We start from the raw sequence: 20,783 nt of genomic DNA, 5'->3' as shown, positions 1-20,783 counted from the left end.
GAAGCCTGGTGCGGGGTCTGTCAGGCGTTTTCCTGAGTCCGCCCTCCCATTTTCAGACAAAGGCAGTGAAGAGGCGCACCACTTCTGTGGAATAATGGCCGCCCTGCTGTACGAGGAGTAACGCTGTATGTTGAGAACCGAGCGTCCCGGCGACATGCTGCCAGTCTATGAGCTGGTGAGTGCCGCCTTTGGTCGTCCCGACGAGGCCGAACTGGTCAACCGCCTGCGAGAATGTGGGGCCGCCGTGGTCACCATGGTCGAGGAGGAAGAGTACGAGTTCATGGGGCACCTGATGCTGAGCCCGATCACCATTGAGGGACAGGAAGGGCCCTGGCTGGGACTGGCACCCGTGGCCGTGCATCCCGACTGGCAGGGGCAGGGCATTGGCTCGGATCTGGTGCGGGAAGGGCTGGACACGGCACTGGAGATGGACTGGAAGGCGGTGGTGGTGCTCGGGGATCCCGCCTACTACGCCCGTTTCGGCTTTCGGCCTGCCAGCGACTTCGGCCTGCACTGCATCTATGAGGTGCCGACGGAGTGTTTCATGGCGATGGAGTTGCAACCCGGCGGGCTCGACGGGGTAAGGGGCGAGGTGCTCTATCACCCCCTGTTCGATGAAGAGCCGGTGGAGTGACCGCCTGCCCATCCATGAAAAAGGACCCTGAGCGGGTCCTTTTTCATGCCATGCCCATCGCTTGAATGGACGTCACTGGGCCAGGGATTTCAGCTGCTGCTTGCCCGGCGGGTTGTTCCAGTCGATGGGGCCGTGGGTGAAACGGTACTGAAGCCTCGGCAGACTCAGTTCCAGCCACTCCTCCCGGAAGTAGGCATAGCCCTGGTCCCAGTCCGGATCCTGCGCCCAGCCGGTCTGCAGGAAGTGGAGTCGGGTGCCCTGGCCCTCCGGCACGAAGCGCAGGCTGACCTGGGTCTTCTGCTGACGAATGTGGGGAAACTGGGGAGGGAAATTCCAGCTGAAGCTGAGCAGATCATGGGGCATGACCGCCATCACCCGGCACCCTTCGCTGCCACGCTCGCCGAGGGGAGCATCGGGTCTGAAATAGATCTCGAACGGTCCGTTGGGTTCCGGGACCATGAGGCACTCCGGCGCCAGAAAACTGCGCAGCCCGCTCTCCGTGGTCCAGGCCCGCCAGACATCGTCAATGTGGGCGGGTACCAGAATACTGCCTTCAATTTGCTTGTTATCCATAAATCAGTGAACCTCAAACCAGTCATGGACGGGACCTCGGCAGTATAGCCCCTGAGGCGATAAAATAGGCAGCCCTGTGTCACACGGTTACGTATTCAAGAGGGTCCACATTGCCGATTTGACAGCACGGCGGGATCCATCGAGAGTGGGAAGCGACAAGCACGCAACGCAAGGATGGTGTCATGATCAGAATGATGACGGAAGCTGACGAGCCCATGCTGGCGCAGCTCTTCCTCAAGGGAAGGCGCCAGGCCTTCCATTGGGTTGATCCCGCCCTGTTCCGGCTCGAGGATTTTGCCGAGCAGACCCGGGGCGAGGAGATCTGGGTGGCGGAGAAAGGGGGCAGCCCGTGCGGATTCGTCTCCATCTGGGGGGCCGAGAGCTTCGTGCATCATCTCTACGTGGTGGCGGACTGGCATGGGCAGGGCATGGGGCGGGCCTTGCTTGCCGCCGGCTTGGCCGGATACCCCTCCCCGGCCTCCCTCAAGGTGGCCATGCGCAACACCACGGCGATGGCTTTCTATCATCGCCTGGGCTGGGAGAACACCGAAGAGACGGGTCATTGCGACATCACGGGGCCCTGGCGCAGGCTGGTGTTGACGCCCGATGACGCAGGGGAATAAGCCGCTGGCAGACTGCTGCAACCGCACCGCACATTGATCTCCAGCCCTTGCAGGGCATAAAAAAGCCACTTCGCGGGAAGTGGCTCTTCAACACATCCGGGGGAGGGCAGACCTTCCCACGCTCAACCGATGATCACAGGGCCGCCACTGCCTCTCTTACCAGGGCGGCCAGCTCTTCCCACCTGCCCTCGTCGATGAGCTTGGCCGGCACCATCCAGGTGCCGCCGCAGGCGATCACGGCATTCAGCCCCAGATACTCCTTCAGATTGGCCGGCGTCACGCCGCCGGTGGGCATGAAGCGCACCGGATAGACGGCGCCCAGGGCCTTGAGCATGGCGGTGCCGCCAGACTGCTCGGCCGGGAAGAACTTGAGGTGGCGCAGCCCCATCTCCATGGCCTGCTCCACCAGGCTGGGGTTGTTGACCCCGGGGATGATGGTGACGTCCTTGTCCAGACAGTACTGCACCGTGGTCGGGTTGAAGCCGGGGCTGACGATGAAGTCGGCGCCCGCCGCAACGGCCGCATCCACCTGCTCGCGGTTGAGCACGGTGCCGGCCCCGATCAGCAGATCCGGGTAGGCCGCGCGCATCTGGCGGATGGCCTCGGCGGCGGCGGGGGTGCGGAAGGTCACCTCGGCGGCGGGCAGGCCATTTTCCACCAGCACCCGGGCGAGAGGGACGGCCTGGGCAGCATCTTTCAGCGCGATGACGGGGATCACCTTGAGGGCTTCGAGGCGGGCGATGAGATCAGACATGGTGCGTTTCCTTGAGTGATGGCATGTGGGAGGGGGGAATGATGGCCCCCGGATACTGGATGACGGCCGCCGCCAGGCGGTGGCCTGCCCGGGCGGCGTCGGTGACGTCGGCCCCTTGCAGGCGTGCGGCGAGATAACCGGCGCTGAAGGAGTCGCCCGCCGCCGTGGTGTCGATCACCTGTTCGGCGGACAACCGCAGGGCGGCGATTTCGATCCGCTGCGCTGCCGTGACCACCAGGCAAGGCTCAGAGCCGCGCTTGACGACGATCTCGCCCACCCCGAAGCCCTGGCTGCGGGCGAGGCAGGTTTCGACCTCCGCGTCGCCCCAGAGTGCCTGCTCGTCATCCAGGGTCAGCAGGGCGATGTCCGCCAGGCGCAGGATGGCGGTGTAGGCCTCTTTGGCGGTCTCCTTGTCTTGCCAGAGGCGGGGGCGGTAGTTGTTGTCAAAGGCAATTCTGGCCCCCCGGGCGCGCGCTGCGGCGAGTCCTTCCAGCAGGCGCTGGCGCGAGGCGGGCGGCAGTATGGCCAGGCTGATGCCGCTCACGTAGACAAGATCGCACTGGCCCAGGGCGGCGAGAATGTCCTCGCCCTCGGGTTGCACCAGCCAGTAGCGGGCGGCGGCGTCGCTGCGCCAGTAGGTGAACGAGCGCTCGCCGTCGGCCGCGGTGTCGATGAGATAGAGACCAGGGGCCTTGTCTGCCAGGCGCTGCACCCAGTCGGTATGGATGCCCTCTTGCTGCCAGGCGGCCAGCATCTGGCTGCTGAACCCGTCCTGGCCGAGGGCCGTGACGTAGTGCACCGCGAACGCCTGGCTCCCCAGGCGGGCGAGATAGAGGGCGGTGTTGAGGGTGTCGCCCCCGAAACCTTGTGCCAGCAGGCCTTGCCCGGCTCGGCGCAGCTCCACCATGCATTCGCCGATGACGGCTATCTGTCGGGTCATGGTTTCGACTCCTTGCAATCGTTACAGGGGGTTCGCCAGGGGATGACGCCACATGCGATACATGGTGTGGCAGTTGACGAACAGGAAGGTGGTCTCAATCAGGCTGCCGCCGATGGAGCCGATCAGTATGTTGTGGCTGGTCCAGCACAAGCCGCCCGCCAGCATGCACAGCCGCAGCGCCAGCCCGTGGGCCCGGAACAGGCCCCAGGTGCCGATGGTGGTGCCGATGATGGGGAGCCACTGCACCGCACTGGTGATCCCGGGGATGCCCAGCACCCACACCAGCACGAGGAAGAAGAGCATCACCCAGGGGCTGCGGGTGCGCCCCGAGGCGATGGTGCGACCACAGCTGAGGGCGGCGCTGAGAGCCGCCGTGCTGGCACCCATCAGCAGGAAGTGGACCGCGATGGCTCCCTGGTAGAGACACAGCCGCCAGCGAAAGCGGCTGTCGTCCCGTTGCAGGAAGGCGCTCACCCCGACCAGCATGGCGGCAAGGCCGATGCCTTGCGCCAGGGGCTGCTGTTCAATCAGGGTCCAGACCGGTTGCAGCCAGCCAAGCTCGAGACTCACAGGGTGACACCACTCTTGAAGATGGCCAGCTCCCGGAAGTCGTTGCGCTCGTTGCAGGTCGGCTTGCCGTTGGCGATGTCGACGATGAGGTCGATGAACTGGGCGAGCAGGCTGCTCATGGGGGTGCCCTCAATCAGGGTGCCGGCATTGAAGTCGATCCAGTGCGGCTTGCGCCTGGCCAGATCGCTGTTGGTGGCGAGCTTGACCGTGGGGGCCGGGCCACCGTAAGGGGTGCCGCGCCCGGTACTAAACAGCACCATGTGGCAGCCTGCGCCGGCCAGGGCGCTGGTGGCGACGGCGTCGTTGCCCGGGGCACTCAGCAGGTTCAGCCCGGGGCGCTGCAAGCGGGCGCCGTAGGGCAGCACGTCCACCACCTGGCTGTGCCCCGCCTTCTGGGTGCAGCCGAGGGACTTCTCCTCCAGGGTCGAGATGCCGCCCGCCTTGTTGCCGGGGGAGGGGTTCTCGTAGATGGGTTGCTGGTGGTCGATGAAGTACTGCTTGAAGTCGTTGACCATCTGCACCGTCTTGTCGAAGGTCTGCTCGTCCTGGCAGCGGGACATCAGGATGCGCTCGGCGCCAAACATCTCCGGCACCTCGGTCAGCACCGAGCTGCCCCCGTGCTGGATCACGTAGTCGGAGAAGCAGCCGAGCAGCGGGTTGGCGGTGATCCCGGAGAGGCCGTCCGAGCCGCCGCATTCCAGCCCGAATTTGAGCTCGCCGAGCCGACCGGGTTGGCGCCTGTCTTGCTGCATCTGCGCGAGCAGCTCGCGCAGCAGCCCCAGCCCGTGCTCCACCTCGTCATCGTGCTGCTGGCACACCATGAAGCGCACGCGGGCGGCATCGACGGGGCCCAGGGTCTCCCTGAAGGCGGCGATCTGGTTGTTCTCGCAGCCCAGCCCCACCACCAGAACCCCCCCCGAGTTGGGGTGATGCACCAGGTTTTGCAGCAGGGTGCGGGTGTTGAGGTGATCCTGACCGAGTTGGGAGCAGCCGTACTGGTGGCTGAACAGGTGCACCCCGTCGATGGCGCCGAGATCGGTGTCGCGCTCGAGCTGTTGCTTCATCTGTTTGGCGAGGGCGTTGACGCAGCCCACGGTGGGCAGGATCCACAGCTCGTTGCGAATGCCGACCTGGCCGTCGTGGCGGCGGTAGACCTGGATCTCCCGGTCCGGCAGCGCGGTGCTGACGTCGATGAGTTCCGGCTGGTAGCTGTACTCGTCGAGCTCGCTGAGGTTGGTGGCGAGATTGTGGTGATGGATATGCTCCCCCGCCGCGATGGCGCGGGTGGCGTGGCCGATGGGCAGACCGTACTTGATGATCTGATCCCCTTCACTGAGGGCCACCAGCGCCAGCTTGTGGCCGCGGGGGAGGGGGTCGCTCAGGGTGAAGGCAACACCTTCGTGCGCTATCTGCTCGCCGGCGGCGAGCTCTCTCAGGGTCACCAGCACATTGTCGGCGGGGTGGATGCGAATCACGGCTTGCATGGTCACTCCTTAGCAGCAGGCGGCCAGCGCCGCGCGCAGGCCCTGCTCGCGGATCCGGGTCAGACAGGCATCGACTCGCTCGACCAGGCCGGGCACCTCGCACAGGGACTGGCCCCAGTGGGCCTCCTGGCCGAGCACCTCTTGCACCAGGGCGCGCTGGGGGATCTCGCCGCGCTCCACCGCAGGCCAGAGGCGGGCGTAGGCGTCGAGCCAGGGTTGATCGTCCTGCAGCGGATAGGTGTGTCCGTTGCGCTCCCCGCGATAGAAGGCGAGCAGGGCGGCGAGGGCAAAGCTCAGGCGCGGCGCCAGGGTGCCCTGCTGCTGTTGATAGGTCAGCAACTGCGGCAGCAAACGGGTGCGGAACTTGGTCATGCCGTTCAGGGCGATGGAGAGCAACTGGTGCTTGATGAAGGGGTTGCGAAAGCGCCCCTGCACGTCGCGGGCGAAGGAGAGCAGCTCTTCTTGCGGCAGGCTCAAGGTCGGCACTATCTCATCGCGCATGATGCGCTCGACGAACTCGCCAATTTCCTCGTCGGCCATGGCCTCGCCCACCGTGTCGAGCCCGGCCAGGAAGGCGACCGGCACCAGGGCGGTGTGGGCGCCGTTGAGGATGGCGACCTTGCGCTCCTTGTAGGGCTTGATGTCATCGACGATGAGGATGTTGAGCGCCTGCCCGGCGGGCAGCTGATCGAGGCAGAGGGCGCTCGTCAGCCATGCAGGCCCCTGGATCACCAGCAGGTAGAAGTGCTCGGCGGTGACCACGAACTGATCCTGATAGCCAAATTGCGCCTGCAGCTCGGCGTGCTCGTCCCGGGGGAAGCCGGTGACGATGCGATCCACCAGGGTGGAGCAGAAGGTGTTGTGTTCGCGCAGCCAGGTCTGGAAGGCCTCTGGCAACTGCCACTGGGCGGCGTAGCGCAGCACCAGCTCGCGCAGGGCGTCGCCGTTGTAGTCGATGAGCTCGCACGGCAGCAGCACCCAGCCCTTGTCGGCGGCGCCGTCAAAGTGACTGAAGCGCTCGAACAGCAAGCGGGTCAGCTTGGCCGGGAAGCTCGCGGGCGGAGCGTCGTCGAACTGGTCGTCGGCGTGATAGCTGATCCCGGCTTCCGTGGTGTTGGAGAAGAGGAAGCGGATATCCGGGTTGCGCGCCAGTGCCAGCACCTCGTCGAACTGGCGATAGCAGCTCAGTTCGCGGTTGACGCTGCGGATCAGGCGCTGGGTGCTGATGGCCTTGCCGGACTCGTCCAGCCCGCGGATGACGGTGGTGTAGAGGCCGTCCTGAGTGCTCAGGCTGGGGGGAAAGTCGCTGTCGATGGGGCGCACTATGACCACGCCGGCGTCGAGGCGGGTGTGCTCGTTGAGCAGGTCCAGCTGCCAGTCGATGAAGGCGCGCAGGAAATTCCCCTCGCCAAACTGGATCACGCGGTCCGGATATTGGGCCCCCGGGAAGGCATCACGATTCAGGCGTTGCATCTTGTTGTGGTCCTCATGGGGCTGTGCCCCTGTGGCGGATATGGATGATGGGCGCGGTTTGACCCATGGAATGGTCCGCTCCGGCGGCGGGACATGCCCGCCGCCTCATTTTTTATTTCTGGTCAGTTCAGCTCGATGGCGAAGTAGTCGCGGGCGTTGTGGAAGCAGATGTTCTCCACCATCTGGCCCAGCAGCGCGAGATCGGCCGGGGCCTCACCGTCCGCGACCCAGTGCCCGATCATGCGGCACAGGATGCGGCGGAAGTATTCGTGACGGGTGTAGGAGAGGAAGCTGCGGCTGTCGGTCAGCATGCCGACGAAGCGACTGAGCAGGCCGAGCTGGGCGAGCTGGGTCATCTGGCGCTCCATGCCATCCTTCTGATCGTTGAACCACCAGCCCGAGCCGAACTGCATCTTGCCGGGAAGGTTGTCCCCCTGGAAGTTGCCGATCATGGTGCCGAGCACCTCGTTGTCCCTCGGGTTCAGGCAGTAGAGGATGGTCTTGGGCAGCGTCCCTTGCGCGTCCTGGGCGTCGAGCAGGCGGGAGAGCGCCTTGGCCACGGGAGCGTCGTGGATGGAGTCAAAGCCGGTGTCCGGCCCCAGGGTCAGCAGGCGGCGGCTGTTGTTGTTGCGCAGCGCCCCGATGTGGTACTGCTGCACCCAGCCGCGCCGGTGGTATTCGCCCGCCAGATAGAGCAGCACTGCGGTCTTGAAGGCGGCCACATCGGCGCTCTCCAGTACGGCGCCCCCCAGACGTCGAGTCAGCATGGCGTCGAGCGCCTGTTCGCCGGCCTGGCCGAAGGGCACTTCGTCCAGGGCATGGTCGGCAATCTTGCAGCCGTGTGCGGCGAAGTGATCCAGCCGCACGCCGAGGGCCCGGGTCAGATCGGCAAAGGTGCGGATCTGGATGTCGCTGACCCGGCCGAGTTCGGCCAGATAGTCCGCAAAGCCATGGGCGTCGATGTTGAACGCCTTGTCCGGACGCCAGCTCGGCAGCACCTTGATGTCGAAGCCGCCGTCGGCCGCGATGGCGGCGTGGTGGCGCAGATCGTCGACGGGATCGTCCGTGGTGCCCACCATCTTGACGTTCATCTGTTTCATGATGCCGCGGGCCGAGAAGTCGGGCTGGGCCAGCTTGTCGTTGCACTGGTGCCAGATAGCCTGTGCGGTCTGCGGCCCCAGCAGCTGGCCCGTGATGCCAAAGGGCCGCTTGAGCTCGAGATGGGTCCAGTGATAGAGGGGGTTGCCGATGGTGTGGGGCACGGTGCTGGCCCAGGCCTCGAACTTGGCGTAGTCGTCGGCATCCCCGGTGCAGAAGCGTTCATCCACTCCGTTTGAGCGCATGGCGCGCCACTTGTAGTGATCCCCCTTGAGCCAGATCTCATACAGGTTGGCGAAGCGGTGATCCTCGGCAATCAGCTGGGGCGGCAGGTGGCAGTGATAGTCGAAGATGGGCTGTCCGGCGGCGAAGCCGTGATAAAGCTGGCGCGAGAATTCGGTATCCAGCAGAAAGTCACCGGTCATGAAGGCGGTCATTCGCTTGCTCCCTACGAGAGTGCTCGGTGAAGTGGAGATAGTTGTTGGACCAATTATTCTCATTGCCAGACATCTCGTCCAGTCACCATATTGAAAAAACACCGGTCGGCTCACAAAATCGTCGAATTAAACCATTTTGAGTCTCAAAGAGGGCCTTCAATGGTGCCTAACAGGGTGAGAAAGAGCGGGAAAGAGGATGAAGAGGCTGGATGAGAGGTTTGTATGACACCTTTTTACTCTTGTGGATGGGTAAAATGTGACCTGCGTTGGGTTTATCACAGCCCATTTGTGGGGGTATGCCGTTTTTGTGATGGTTCTCAACATTCATAGATGTTCTACCAATTACAGTGTGCATCACAAAGATGTAGGACATTAAGACTGACTCCTCAGGGAAGAGGTCTAGCAGATAAACGCACACACTTGAGGTCCCGCTCCAATGAAAATGAAAACCATCGCCGCCGCCATCCTGATGGCCGCCCCCCTGGCCCTGACAGCCTTCTCTTCCCATGCCATGGAGAGAGTGACGCTGAAGCTGGCCCATAACCTGGACACCAACCATGTGGTACACCAGGCGTTGGCCCAGATGGCCAAGGAGATCAGCACCGCCTCCGACGGCAAGATGAAGCTGCGCATCTACCCGGGTGGCCAGATGGGCGGTCCCCGTGAGACCCTGGAGTTGCTGCAAAACGGCGCCCTGGACATGACCAAGGCCAGTGCCAGCGAGATGGAACCCTTCTCGCCCGCCTTCTCCATCTTCAGCCTGCCTTACCTGTTCAAGGATCAGGCCCACTTCAACAAGGTCATTTACGGCCCCGTGGGCGAATCCATGATGGCCCAGACCCGTGATAAGGGCTTCGTCTCCATCGCCGCCTACGTGGCGGGGACCCGCAGCTTCTACGCCAACAAGCCTATTCACACCCCGGCCGACATGAAGGGGATGAAGATCCGGGTGGTCGCCACCCCCACCACCATCAAGCTGATCGAACTGCTGGGTGCGGCCCCGGCCCCGATCCCCTTCGGTGAGGTCTACACCGCACTGCAGCAAGGGGTCATCGACGGCGCCGAGAACAACGAGCCCTCCTACGTGCAGACTCGTCATGTCGAGGTGGCCAAGTTCTACGCCGAAGATCAGCACACTTCTGTGCCCGATTTCCTGGTGATCTCGAGCAAGGTGCTGGACAAGCTTTCCGACGAGCAGAAGGCCATCCTCACCACTGCCGCCAAGCACTCGGAAACCTACGAACAGGAGCTGTGGGACAAGGAGGTCGCGGCATCTCGCAAGCAGGCGACCGACGCGGGGGCCACCTTCATCCAGGTCGACAAGGAGGCTTTCCGCACTGCGCTGGCCCCCCTGTATGACGATTTCCGCAAGGATCCGGTACGCGGTGAGTGGCTCACCAAGATCGAGAATGAAGCCGGTCAGTAATCATGAGGGGAGGGCGACGAGATCGCCCTCCCGGGAGAACCGCAATGCGTCTTGAAAAGTTCAAGCAACCCATCGACAGGTTGCTCGCCGGGTTTACCGTCGCCGTGATGGCCATGCTGGTAGTCTGCGTGGTCTGGCAGGTGTTCAGTCGCTACGTGCTGGCACAGCCGAGCACCATGACCGACGAGATAGCCCGCTTCAGCATGATCTGGGTGGGATTGCTGGGAGCGGCCTACGCCACCGGCAAGCGTCGCCACCTCAGCATCGACCTGTTCGTTTCCGACCTCAAGGGAGGGCGCAAGCTCGCCAACCAGCTGTTCGTGGATCTCTGCGTGCTGCTGTTTTCCAGCGGCGCCATGGTGTGGGGCGGCCTGACCCTGGTGACCAAGGTATACAGCACCGGCCAGGTCTCCCCGGCCATGCAGTTGCCGATGGCCTATGTCTACGCCGTGCTGCCCCTGAGCGGCCTCATCATCAGTTATTACTGTGTGCTCTTCATGCTGGAGACCCTGCTCGACAGTCTGGCGCCCACCCCCGATCTTGCCCCCTCAGAGGAGAACATCTGATGGATTGGACCATAGCCCTGGTCATGTTCGGCTCCTTCTTCGTGTTGGTGTTCGCGGGCGTGCCCATCTCTTTCTCCATCGGCCTGGCGACCCTGGCCTCCGGCATGATGATGCTGCCGATGGAAACCATCCTTGCGGTGGTCGGCCAGAAGATGGCCACCGGCCTCGACAGCTTCTCCCTGCTGGCGATCCCCTTCTTCATCTTGGCGGGGACCCTGATGAACTGCGGCGGCATCGCCCAGCGGCTCATCAACTTCTCCCAGGTGCTGGTGGGCCGCATGCCGGGCTCGCTCGGCCACGTGAATGTCATGGCCAACATGCTGTTCGGCTCCATCTCGGGGTCGGCGGTGGCAGCCGCGGCCGCGGTGGGTGGCACCATGGCCCCCATGCAGAAGAAGTCCGGCTATGATCCGGCCTATTCGGCGGCCATCAACGTGACCTCCTGCATCACGGGTCTGCTGATCCCGCCCTCCAACGTGCTCATCATCTATGCCCTGACCGCCGGCGGCATCTCGGTGGCCACCCTGTTCATGGCCGGTTACGTCCCCGGCATCCTGATGGGGCTCAGCATCATGGCCGTGGGAGCCATCATCGCCAAGCGCCGTGGCTACCCGGTTGCGGAGCGACCCTCCTTTGCCATGGTGATGCGCGCCTTCTGGGATGCCATCCCCAGCCTGCTGCTGGTGGTGGTGGTCATGGGCGGGATCCTGGGGGGCATCTTCACCGCCACCGAAGCCTCCGCCATCGCCGTGGTCTACACCTTCGTACTCTCGGTGCTCATCTACCGCGAAGTGAAGTTCAAGGATCTGCCGGCCATCATGCTGGACTCGGTCATCACCACCGCCATCGTGCTGCTGCTGATCGGCATCTCGGTGGGCATGTCCTGGGCCATGACCAATGCGGATATCCCCTACACCATCAGTGACGCCTTGATGAATGTCTCCGATAACCCTCTGGTCATCCTGCTCATCATCAACGTGATCCTGCTCATCGTGGGCGTCTTCATGGACATGACTCCGGCGGTGCTGATCTTCACCCCGATCTTCCTGCCCATCGTCACCGAGCTCGGCATGGATCCGGTCCACTTCGGCATCATGATGATCTTCAACCTCTGCATCGGGCTCTGTACACCGCCGGTGGGCAGTGCGTTGTTTGTGGGGTGTTCGGTCTCGGGGGTCAAGCTGCAGGCCCTGATCCGGCCCATGCTGCCCTTCTTCTTCGTCTTGCTGCTGAGCCTGATGGCGGTGACCTACATACCGTCACTCAGTCTCTTCCTGCCGGGACTGTTTGGCATGCACTGAGTCATGAGAGAACAAGTGAGCCCAGGGCTCACTTGTTCATTTTCATGTAAATTGGTATAACAAGTTACCGTATCCGGGGGACAGTCCCGGCACTTGAATAGTATGAGGCTGGGGTGTGAGTGAGATGAATATGGACTTGGTTGAATCAAAGCGTCTCTATCAGAAAGTCGCCGCCGAGCTGAAACAACGCATTGCCAGCCAGCGTTATCAAGTTGGCGAGCGTCTGCCGGCCGAGCGGCTGATTGCCGAGGAGATGGACGTGAGTCGCACCGTGGTGCGCGAAGCCATCATCATGCTGGAAGTGGAAGGGCTGGTGGCGGTGCAGAAAGGGTCCGGGATCCACGTGATCGCCCGGGAGAGCCAGTATGCCGAAGCGACTCCCACCCTGGATGACGCCCTGTTGACGGCGGGCCCCTTCGAGCTGCTGCAAGCCAGGCAACTGCTGGAGAGCAATATCGCCGAGTTTGCCGCGACCCAGGTGACCAAGCAGGACATCATGGAGCTGCTGAAGATCCAGGCCCTGGCCCGCAAGGAGGATCGTGCCCGCGATTCGGAGTGGGACAAGCAGTTCCATATCCAGGTGGCCAAGGCGACCCAGAACTCCGTGCTGGTGATCCTGACCGAGCAGCTCTGGCTGCATCGCGAGCGCAACCCCTACTGGCGCAAGCTCCACGAGCATATCGACGACAAGGCTATCTCCAGCTGGTGCGACGATCACGACCAGATCCTCAAGGCCCTGATGCGCAAGGATCCGCAGGCGGCCAAGCTGGCCATGTGGCAGCACCTGGAGAACACCAAGCAGATGCTCTTCCAGGCCACCATCTTCGATGACGAAATGGAGGATGACCGCTACCTCTTCTCCGAAAATCCCGTCGTTCATCTGACCCAGCCTTCCACTGCCAACGGCTAGTGGAAGATTCTCGGGGGCGAACCCTCGAGGTTGTTTCAACCCCATGGAGGCGCTGGGCTGATGGCGTGGCCCACAGCTCCCGGGCAAATTGCCGCTCCACTCGCCGGTTTTTGCTGGCCGCATCACCTGGATGCTGGCACATGTCAAATGCAGTCACGACCCGCGGAGCCTTTGGCCCTTGGTCTGGAGATGCACAGCACTCGCGGGGCGGATACAACCTCTGAAGGTGAGAAAAAGGATACAAAAAGGACCACTTCTTGCGAAGTGGCCCTTTCCAAACGTTTGGTGCTGGGGGATGTTGAACCTAATGACTAACTAATTGATCTTAAATTAAAATCGCCAATTCAGAAAATTAATATATGCCTAACCGTATGCCTAACATCAGAACTTCTGCAATAACATAGTGTTATCTGGGCTGGAATGGTCATATGTGGTTAATTGGCCGTGGAGGAAATTTTAACTCTCACCTTTCTCAAAAGGTAACTGACTCTTGCGAAAGTTGGCGCTCTCTGTTGTATCAGTTCCTCGTTTGGAAAAAAATTTCCCGTCCAAAATTTACCTGTCCAGCGAGCTTTGAATAGACTGTTTCAACCTTCTGTGGCTTTTTACCTCGCCACCGGCAGGTCCTCCCAGCGGGTGGTGTAACAGGGGCTCAAGTGCTCTTGTCGCATCATCCACTCAGGCGACCCAGTGCCCTGGCTGGCAAAGCCTACGCGCCCCAATCCCTTGGCTTTGATCTGGTCCATCACTGCCATCAGCGCATCTGATTGAGCGGAGGACGGGGCAAACAGATCGGCCTGTTGCTGCCCCTTGGGGGTGAACTCACTCAGCATGACGCCCCCCTTCTGATAGCGGTAACCGTCGCGCCAAATCTGCGGTAGCAGCACGTTCACTTGCTGCAGCAGCAACCGGGTATCATCGCTAGGGCAGACCAGCCGGACGCCAGCCTGCTCACTGTAGTAAGGGGCTCGTTCATCAAAGGGGCTGGTTCGCACGAACAGGTGCACCCGCTGGCAACACATTCCCTCGGCCCGCAGCTTCTCGGCTGCGCGAGCCATAAAGCCCGACAACGCTTGGGCCATTTCTCCACGGTCGGTCACGCGCTCACCAAAGGAACGGCTCGAGAGGATCTGCAGCTTCGCCGCCGGTTCAACGGTCAGCTCTGCGCAAGGCAGGCCACGCAGCTCCTGTACGATCCGCTCGACCACCACGCCGTATTGGGCGCGTAACCCTTTGGCGTCGCTAGCCACCAGGTCAGCCACGGTGTTGATGCCTTGTGCCACCAACTTAGCGCCCAAGCGCCGTCCTATGCCCCACACCTCGTCCACCGGGGTGATAGCCATCAGCCGGGCACGGCGCAGCTCGTCACGCAAGTCCACGACGCCGCCCGTGGCAGGCCACTTCTTGGCTGCATAGTTGGCCAGCTTGGCGAGGGTCTTGGTGGGGCCAATCCCGACCCCTACCGTGAGGCCGGTCCACTGCCACACTCGCTGCCGGATCTGTTGTCCATAGGCTGTCAGGTCCCCGGCAAACGACTCCGACAGTGACAGGAATGCTTCATCGATGGAGTAGACCTCCAGCTCGGGGGCCATGGTCTCCAACGTGCTCATCACCCTGCCAGACATGTCTCCATAGAGCGCGTAGTTGGAGCTGAATGCCACACCGCCATGCGCCTCGAACTGATCGCGGATCTTGAAGTAGGGCCCGGCCATCTTGATACCCATCGCCTTGGCCTCGGGGCTGCGCGACACCACGCATCCATCGTTGTTGGAGAGCACCACGATCGGGCGGCCACGCAGCTCAGGGCGAAACAGCCGCTCACAGCTGGCGTAGAAGTTGTTTACATCAACGAGCGCTATAGCCATCACGCTGCCTCAGATTGCCAATCACATGGGTGACTACTCCGAACAACTCCAGGGAGAGGCTCATGCAAGGGTCGATAGGCGCGAACGCCGAATTGGCTGGCAACAGCCGCAGCCTAGGCTTGAGCTGCAAGATCTTTACCGTGAAGCCGCCATCGAGTAGTGCAATCACCACATCACCATGGCGCGGGGTCAGGCTCTTATCGACTACCAGCAAGTCACCGGGAAAGATGCCGACCCCGGTCATGCTCTCCCCCTCGGCGCGCAGATAGAAGGTTGCTGCAGGGTGCGACACGCAGTGGGTGTTGAGGTCCAACTTCCCTTCCAGATAGTCGCTTGCTGGGCTGGGAAAGCCACAGGAGGCGTGATGCAAGAACAGCGGGATGGTCACCTCGGCGGGTGATGGGTCTGGGGTTAACAGCTTCATGGTAATAACACCTGTATTTATATACAGGCATTATAGCGCGCCACCTTTGAACCAGCGCAAGTCCCGCATGCCACTGATGGCGTACCATGGCGCCGACAAATAACAAAGAGGTCAGTATGAGTCACAATCCGTGTCTCAGCCTTGATTCCAGTTGGGTGGTTATGTGGATCCCCAGTCAGTTGGAGAGCCGGGGCGATTCATAAAGACACGCTATCTCAAGGTTTCTGATGAGACAGACCAAGTTGAAATCGCTAGAATATGCCAATTTATTTGTGTCATTAAGCAGAGAGCGATGCTCGGGCAACCAATCCATGTAACAAGCGTATCTTCGGCATACGAGCTGCAAGCGGAAGCCAACAAGGCCCTGTTGAGAATGAGTGTCCAATCTAGCGCCTTGGTGCTAGTCATCAACTCACCTACACAAATCATCAGGTCTGCTCGTGAAACAGAAGGGCTGACATATCTTGAGCTTTCAGAACAGTTATGTGAGCGGCTGTTACCGCTATCATGCAATGACCGGTCTCGCCATGTTTCAGACATCATTGCTCAAATGCTGAATGGCATAGCGTCTGATGTTGTATGGCTAGACAGGATCCAAGTTTTGTTTGAGCCAACGTTGGAACTAGACCCACTGCGTCAGCTCCAGGATTTAGCTCGCCTCAAACCTATCGTGGCCATCTGGCCTGGTCAGATTACAGAACGATTTCTAACCTTTTCCGTCCCCGGACGGGACGACTATCAATCTTACTCTGCGAATGATTTGGCCAACGTGCCCATCATTCACGTTACCGAGCAAAGGGGATAAAAATGAAAAAGTACGGGGAGCTCATTCAGTTTGAGCCCGTCACCACCATCATCAAACTCAAAGAGTCGGCAGAACAGTCAAAGGCTCAACAGTTGGTGGCCTCATATGTCATCTCGGACAAAATGTCGCAAAAGCTGGCGGACATCATCATTCCTCAGCTTCAGTTTGACGAATCCGTTGATAACAAATCTCTCTGGGTGGTCGGTAACTACGGTTCCGGTAAATCACATTTGATGTCGGTGATCTCGGCCGTCGCCGAGTTTCCAGAATTGGCCCAATTCATCACTAACGACAAGGTGCGTGTAGCCGCGAACAAGATTGCTGGCAAGTTCAAAGTCATCCGCTTTGAAGTCGGTGCTAGCAAAAAAGCCTTTGCCGATATTGTCACCGACAACTTGACATCAGGCCTGGCTGAGATGGGTATCGACTACCAATTCCCGGCCATGGAGGAAATCTCATCCAATCACAAACCCTACTTTGAAAAGATGATGGCGCTGTTTCACGAGCGCTATCCCGACCAAGGTTTGCTGCTGATCTGTGACGAAATCCTCGATTACCTGCGCTCTCGTAATCAGCAGCAGCTGCCGTTGGATATGGCCATGATGCGTGTGATGGGTGAAGTGATCGATGGTACCCGTTTCCGTTTCATCTGTGGTGTGCAAGAAGCTATCTTTGATAGCACGCAACTTGCATTCGCCACCCAAGAAGTCAAACGCATCCGTGACCGGGCCGAGCAGGTGCTGATTACCCGTGACGATATCAAATATGTCGTCGCCGAGCGTCTGCTCAAAAAAGATGCCCAGCAACTGCATTGGATCCGCGAGTACCTGCAGCAATTCACCCCCTGCTTTGACCGCATGAACGAACGCCTCGATGAGTTTGTGCGCATGTTCCCAGTGCACCCTGACTACATCAATACCTTCGAGCGCGTGCGGGGCGCGGGTATAGAGCAACGCCAGGTACTGCGTAGCCTGTCGCGGCAGATGCAAGCCTTGATGGAGCAGGTGGTGCCTACCGATAAGCCAGGTGTGTTTTCTTACGACACCTACTGGGATGAGCTTAGAGGCGACCCGAGCGCCAAAACCAACCCGGAGATCGGTCAGGTTATTGAGGTCGGTGAAACCCTGTTTACGCGTATCGACCAAGCCTATCCCACCGCTACGGAGATCGATTTTGCCAAGCGCTTGGTCGCCGGACTGGCCATCCATCGTTTGTCCGTCGGCGATGTTTATAACGAGATGGGGGCTACGGCTGCCGAGCTACGTGATTCTCTTTGCCTCTATCTACCCGGTATCGAACAGTTGCCAGGGGAAAAGAGCAAAAACCTGGAAACCCAGATCGTCGCGGTATTGACCAAGATCCGTAAAACCGTCAACGGCCAGTTCTTTTCCAAGAACAAGGCCAACGATCAATTCTTTTTGGATTTGAAAAAGACCGAAGATTTTGATGCCTATATCGAAAACAAGGTGCCCTTGCTGACCGATGACAGCCGTAATGGTGCTTATCGTGAAGCCATGCTGCAGATCCTGGAAGAAACTGATACCCAGCAGCCTAATATTCAGATGTGGCGGCACGAGCTCAAATGGTTGGATCGTAACGTCAACCGCCCCGGCTGGATGTTCCTCGGCTCTCCCAATGAGCGCGAGACAGCCAAACCTCCGCTCGACTATTACATGTACTTTATTCAGCCCTATAACCCGCCCAAGCTGAAAAAAGAGTTTATCCGTAGCGATGAAGTGCTGTTTGTTTTGCAAAACGCCGATGCCGAGTTTGATCGTTGCTTGAACTACTACGCAGCAGCCATCGACTTGCATGCTTCGGCTACCGGTAACGCTAAGAATGTCTACAAACTCAAGGCTGATGGTTATCTCAAAGAGATGCAGACCTGGCTCAAGAGCCACTTCAAAGAGGCTTACATTGCCCAATATAACGGGCAAAACAAGCCGATGATGGACTGGCTAAAAGGCACCTCGGTGCGCAACATCTCCGGACTTGGTGATAGCCAGATCGGCAGTCTCAAAGATATCTTCGAAGCCGTTGCCAGCCATATTTTGGCCAATCACTTTGAAGCGTTGGCACCCGAGTATCCCAGCTTTAGCCAATGGATCACCTACGATAACATCGAAAGCGCAGCCAAGGATGCGTTAAGTGTCGTCTCCGGTGGGGCAGCAACCAAGCGCGCCAATGCCGTGCTCGATGCGTTGGAATTATTGGATGGTGATAAAATCGCTCCGCTGCAATCGCGCTATGCCCAAGCCGTTTTGGCCGTCCTGCAAAGCAAGCAGCAAGGGCAAGTGGTCAATCAAGCCGAATTGCTGGAGGCCATCAACTCCCGCCTCTACTTTAAGCCCGATAGCTTCCGCCTGGAGCCTGAATGGCTGCTAGTGCTGATCGCCTGTTTGGTTTACAGCGGCGAGCTCGAGTTGGTGGTAGTCGGCCACACCCTGACCGCCAGCGATGTGGTCAAGTTCAAGTCCATCCCCTTTGATGTGCTGAGAGATTTTAAACATATCCAGGCACCCAAGGATTTTAATATCACCGCCTTAAAAGCCCTACTCACCCTGCTTGAGATGAACGATGGCCTAGCCACCTCAATTCAGCAAGGCGATGAAGGCGTGGTGCGGGAAATGTTAAAGCGCACTGAGGCGCTGATTAACGAGCTGGTCAAGGGGCAGCAGAGCGTTAAGGATCGCTTGCCGCTGTGGGGGCAATCAGTACTGGAAGAGAGCGAGGAGCAGACGCTCTCCACCCAGCTGAGCGAGCTGAAGAACTTTTTGGAAACCATTGCGCGCTACGACAAACCGGGCAAGCTGAAAAATCTTAAGGTGACTGCCGCCGACATCGCCACATACCAACAGATGCTGCAGACATGGCACAACTTTGTGCAGCTCAAAACCGTAGTGGGCGATCTAGCCCCCCTCTGCGCCTATCTCAAAGAGGCGCAGCAGGTATTGCCCGAATCACATGCTTGGCAAGAGCAAGTCAAGCTGGCGCGGGATGCCCTACGCCAAGGTTTGGCCAACCCCTCACTGCGCGGTGATGACAGCTTTAAGGCCGCGCAGCTCAGCACATTGTCGGCGCTGAAAACCGACTATGCCAAATACTATGTTGAGCTCTATATGCGAGCGCGTCTCGACGGCAACGAAGAGAAGACCAAAGCCAAGCTGTTGAATGACGAACGCTTGGCTGAGCTGGAGATCTTAAGCGGTATCGCCTTGCTCCCGGCCACACAACTGGCTGAGTGGCGTAAGGAGGCGGCGCAATTGCAAGCCGCCAAGCCTATCGACCCAAAGCTGCTGGCGATGAATGCCAACCCCATGGAGTTTAATGCTCGCCAAGAGAGCGGCAAGGCGCCAGCCAGCGAACAATTGAAGAGTCTGGAACAGCGGCTCGACAGCCTGCAAAGTGATTGGCTCAGTAACCTCAGCAGCTTGCTGGATGACCCCTTTATTAATCTGGATCTGCTCAAAGCCGAACAGGCAGAGTTAATTCATGATTTTATTCAGCAAGGGCAGCTACCTGACCCACTGGATTCCGCCTTTGTTCAGGCGGTCAATCTGGTTCTCGCCGGGTTGGAGGAGGTGCGAGTCAGTGCCGCCGAACTCGTGTATGCACTCGGTCAAGGTCTACCCCAGGGGCGTGACGAAATCGCTGAGCGCTTTAACCGCCTGCTGAACAAACTCTGTCAGGGCAAAGACATCGCGAAAGTTCGCATCATCATCGATTAATCAAGAGTCGCGGGTGCGGTTTATGCCGTACCCGCTATAGGAAGCTCCATGCAACAAGACAGCTTATTTTCCAGTGATAGCCCACAACACGATCAGACTGCAGGCCCTGTGACCTGCTTAGGCAAAACCTTTGCCAACGATCAGGCTCGGCGTGATTATTTTTTAGCCCTGCTGGCAGAAAAATTAAAAGACCCAGAATTCCGTAAAATTGAAGGGTTTCCCATCGGTAGTGATGAAGACATTTTAAATCTTAGTGATCCGCCCTATTACACGGCCTGCCCTAATCCTTGGATTGGCGATTTTGTTGCAGAATGGGAAGCACAAAAACCTGATACTGATGAGGAATATCATCGCGAGCCATTTGCGGCAGATGTCAGTGAAGGTAAGACACATGCCATATATAAAGCCCACTCTTATCACACGAAGGTTCCGCATCTTGCTATCGTGCCTTCAATTCTCCATTACACAAAACCAGGCGACATCATACTGGATGGATTCAACGGCTCAGGCATGACCGGTGTTGCAGCTCAATGGTGTGGGTCCGCTCCTCAAGAATACAAAATGGAGCTTGAACAGAAGTGGAAGGAAGAAGGCCATGCAGCTCCTCAATGGGGGCTTCGGCACTGTGTTCTTAATGATTTATCTCCTGCCGCAACTTTTATCGCGGCAAACTACAATTTGCCTTTTGATGTAACAGCATTTAATAAAGCAGCGAAAAAACTGCTGCGTGACGTTGAAAATGAAATTGGCTGGATGTACGAGACGCTTCATACAGATGGCAAAACTAAGGGGCGTATTGAATATACCGTCTGGAGTGAAGTGTTCGCTTGTCCTGATTGTGCTGGCGAGGTGGAATTTCTCGCCGAGGCTTTGGATGAAGAATCAAAGCGAGTAAAAGACAGTTTTCCATGCCCCCATTGTCAGGCTGAAGTATCTAAGCGCAGTCTGCAAAAGACTTATTCGACAGAATTTGATCCTGTTGACAACGAGACTCGTCAAGTTCCTAAAAGAAAACCATCCTTGATTTGCTACAAAATCGGCAAGACCAGGGCCGACGCATGATCATTCTCTGCACAAGTTGATCAAGTCTCGATCAGTTGAACGGCTCCAAGTACGATTTTAATTGTACCTTGCGTTGCCAAGCTGTAAATAGTCGAGATCTTAACCAACTG

18 protein-coding genes are annotated in these 20,783 nt (G+C 59.3%); 9 read left to right on the top strand and 9 right to left on the bottom strand.

The window, feature by feature from the left end:
- Positions 1–127: 127 nt before the first annotated feature.
- A complete protein-coding gene (locus tag HKD46_RS12665) occupies positions 128–634 on the top strand; it encodes a GNAT family N-acetyltransferase (RefSeq protein ID WP_010673966.1) in 507 nt (168 codons plus the stop codon).
- 72 nt (positions 635–706) lie between these two features.
- Here the strand turns inward: HKD46_RS12665 and HKD46_RS12660 are convergent, their stop codons facing one another.
- Entirely contained in the window at positions 707–1,207 is a 501-nt protein-coding gene (locus HKD46_RS12660) for an SRPBCC domain-containing protein (RefSeq protein WP_010673967.1), read from the bottom strand.
- Between the two features lie 182 nt (positions 1,208–1,389).
- Here HKD46_RS12660 and HKD46_RS12655 point away from each other — a divergent pair, with 182 nt between their 5' ends.
- Complete coding sequence (locus HKD46_RS12655; protein ID WP_041212649.1) at positions 1,390–1,830, top strand: GNAT family N-acetyltransferase; 441 nt, start codon at positions 1,390–1,392, stop codon at positions 1,828–1,830.
- 133 nt (positions 1,831–1,963) lie between these two features.
- Here the strand turns inward: HKD46_RS12655 and HKD46_RS12650 are convergent, their stop codons facing one another.
- From HKD46_RS12650 to uxaC, 6 genes are all read right to left on the bottom strand, one after another.
- The gene (locus HKD46_RS12650) at positions 1,964–2,584 is read right to left on the bottom strand and encodes a bifunctional 4-hydroxy-2-oxoglutarate aldolase/2-dehydro-3-deoxy-phosphogluconate aldolase (protein WP_128296023.1); all 621 of its coding nucleotides are present in this window, start codon (positions 2,582–2,584) and stop codon (positions 1,964–1,966) included.
- A complete protein-coding gene (locus HKD46_RS12645; protein WP_171865491.1) occupies positions 2,577–3,524 on the bottom strand; it encodes a sugar kinase in 948 nt (315 codons plus the stop codon). The genes HKD46_RS12650 and HKD46_RS12645 overlap by 8 nt, the downstream gene beginning before the upstream one ends.
- Positions 3,525–3,545: 21 nt before the next feature.
- Positions 3,546–4,094 (bottom strand): YgjV family protein, encoded by a 549-nt coding sequence (locus HKD46_RS12640; RefSeq protein WP_171865490.1) that lies wholly within the window; start codon positions 4,092–4,094, stop codon positions 3,546–3,548.
- Positions 4,091–5,578: a UxaA family hydrolase gene (locus HKD46_RS12635; RefSeq protein WP_171865489.1), complete on the bottom strand. Its 1,488-nt coding sequence runs from the start codon at positions 5,576–5,578 to the stop codon at positions 4,091–4,093. The genes HKD46_RS12640 and HKD46_RS12635 overlap by 4 nt, the downstream gene beginning before the upstream one ends.
- Positions 5,579–5,587: 9 nt before the next feature.
- On the bottom strand, positions 5,588–7,051 hold the full coding sequence (locus HKD46_RS12630; protein WP_171865488.1) for a tagaturonate reductase: 1,464 nt from the start codon (positions 7,049–7,051) through the stop codon (positions 5,588–5,590).
- Between the two features lie 122 nt (positions 7,052–7,173).
- Positions 7,174–8,586 (bottom strand): glucuronate isomerase, encoded by a 1,413-nt coding sequence (gene uxaC, locus HKD46_RS12625; protein ID WP_171865487.1) that lies wholly within the window; start codon positions 8,584–8,586, stop codon positions 7,174–7,176.
- 436 nt (positions 8,587–9,022) lie between these two features.
- On the opposite strand from uxaC, the gene HKD46_RS12620 reads away from it, so the two are divergent.
- The 4 genes from HKD46_RS12620 to exuR all read left to right on the top strand — a co-directional run bounded on the left by HKD46_RS12620 (position 9,023) and on the right by exuR (position 12,789).
- Complete coding sequence (locus HKD46_RS12620) at positions 9,023–10,012, top strand: TRAP transporter substrate-binding protein (protein WP_045525242.1); 990 nt, start codon at positions 9,023–9,025, stop codon at positions 10,010–10,012.
- A 44-nt stretch (positions 10,013–10,056) separates the two neighbouring features.
- Positions 10,057–10,578, top strand: coding sequence for a TRAP transporter small permease (locus HKD46_RS12615; protein ID WP_043154535.1), 522 nt, complete (start codon positions 10,057–10,059; stop codon positions 10,576–10,578).
- Positions 10,578–11,879, top strand: coding sequence for a TRAP transporter large permease (locus HKD46_RS12610; protein WP_043154537.1), 1,302 nt, complete (start codon positions 10,578–10,580; stop codon positions 11,877–11,879). Before HKD46_RS12615 ends, HKD46_RS12610 begins: the two co-directional genes overlap by 1 nt.
- 130 nt (positions 11,880–12,009) lie before the next feature.
- Positions 12,010–12,789, top strand: coding sequence for a transcriptional regulator ExuR (exuR, locus tag HKD46_RS12605; RefSeq protein WP_069652822.1), 780 nt, complete (start codon positions 12,010–12,012; stop codon positions 12,787–12,789).
- Positions 12,790–13,394: 605 nt separating this feature from the next.
- Here exuR and umuC read toward each other — a convergent pair.
- Positions 13,395–14,654, bottom strand: coding sequence for a translesion error-prone DNA polymerase V subunit UmuC (gene umuC / locus HKD46_RS12600; protein ID WP_163156133.1), 1,260 nt, complete (start codon positions 14,652–14,654; stop codon positions 13,395–13,397).
- On the bottom strand, positions 14,635–15,078 hold the full coding sequence (gene umuD, locus HKD46_RS12595; protein WP_163156131.1) for a translesion error-prone DNA polymerase V autoproteolytic subunit: 444 nt from the start codon (positions 15,076–15,078) through the stop codon (positions 14,635–14,637). Before umuD ends, umuC begins: the two co-directional genes overlap by 20 nt.
- Positions 15,079–15,370: 292 nt before the next feature.
- Between umuD and brxF the strand changes: the two genes are divergently transcribed.
- From brxF to HKD46_RS12580, 3 genes are read left to right on the top strand one after another with little or no spacing between them, the layout of a single operon-like run.
- Positions 15,371–15,883: a BREX-3 system P-loop-containing protein BrxF gene (brxF, locus tag HKD46_RS21630; RefSeq protein ID WP_049048521.1), complete on the top strand. Its 513-nt coding sequence runs from the start codon at positions 15,371–15,373 to the stop codon at positions 15,881–15,883.
- A gap of 2 nt (positions 15,884–15,885) precedes the next feature.
- Positions 15,886–19,611, top strand: a complete 3,726-nt coding sequence (locus tag HKD46_RS12585) for a DUF6079 family protein (protein WP_163156127.1) — start codon at positions 15,886–15,888, stop codon at positions 19,609–19,611.
- A 48-nt stretch (positions 19,612–19,659) separates the two neighbouring features.
- On the top strand, positions 19,660–20,673 hold the full coding sequence (locus HKD46_RS12580) for a DNA methyltransferase (protein ID WP_171865486.1): 1,014 nt from the start codon (positions 19,660–19,662) through the stop codon (positions 20,671–20,673).
- Positions 20,674–20,783: the final 110 nt, after the last annotated feature.

The organism is Aeromonas sp. TW 6 (assembly GCF_013168745.1).
Classification (GTDB): Bacteria; Pseudomonadota; Gammaproteobacteria; order Enterobacterales; family Aeromonadaceae; genus Aeromonas; species Aeromonas caviae.
Note: the sequence above shows the minus strand (reverse complement) of the source record. Positions and strands in the feature narration are given on the sequence as shown.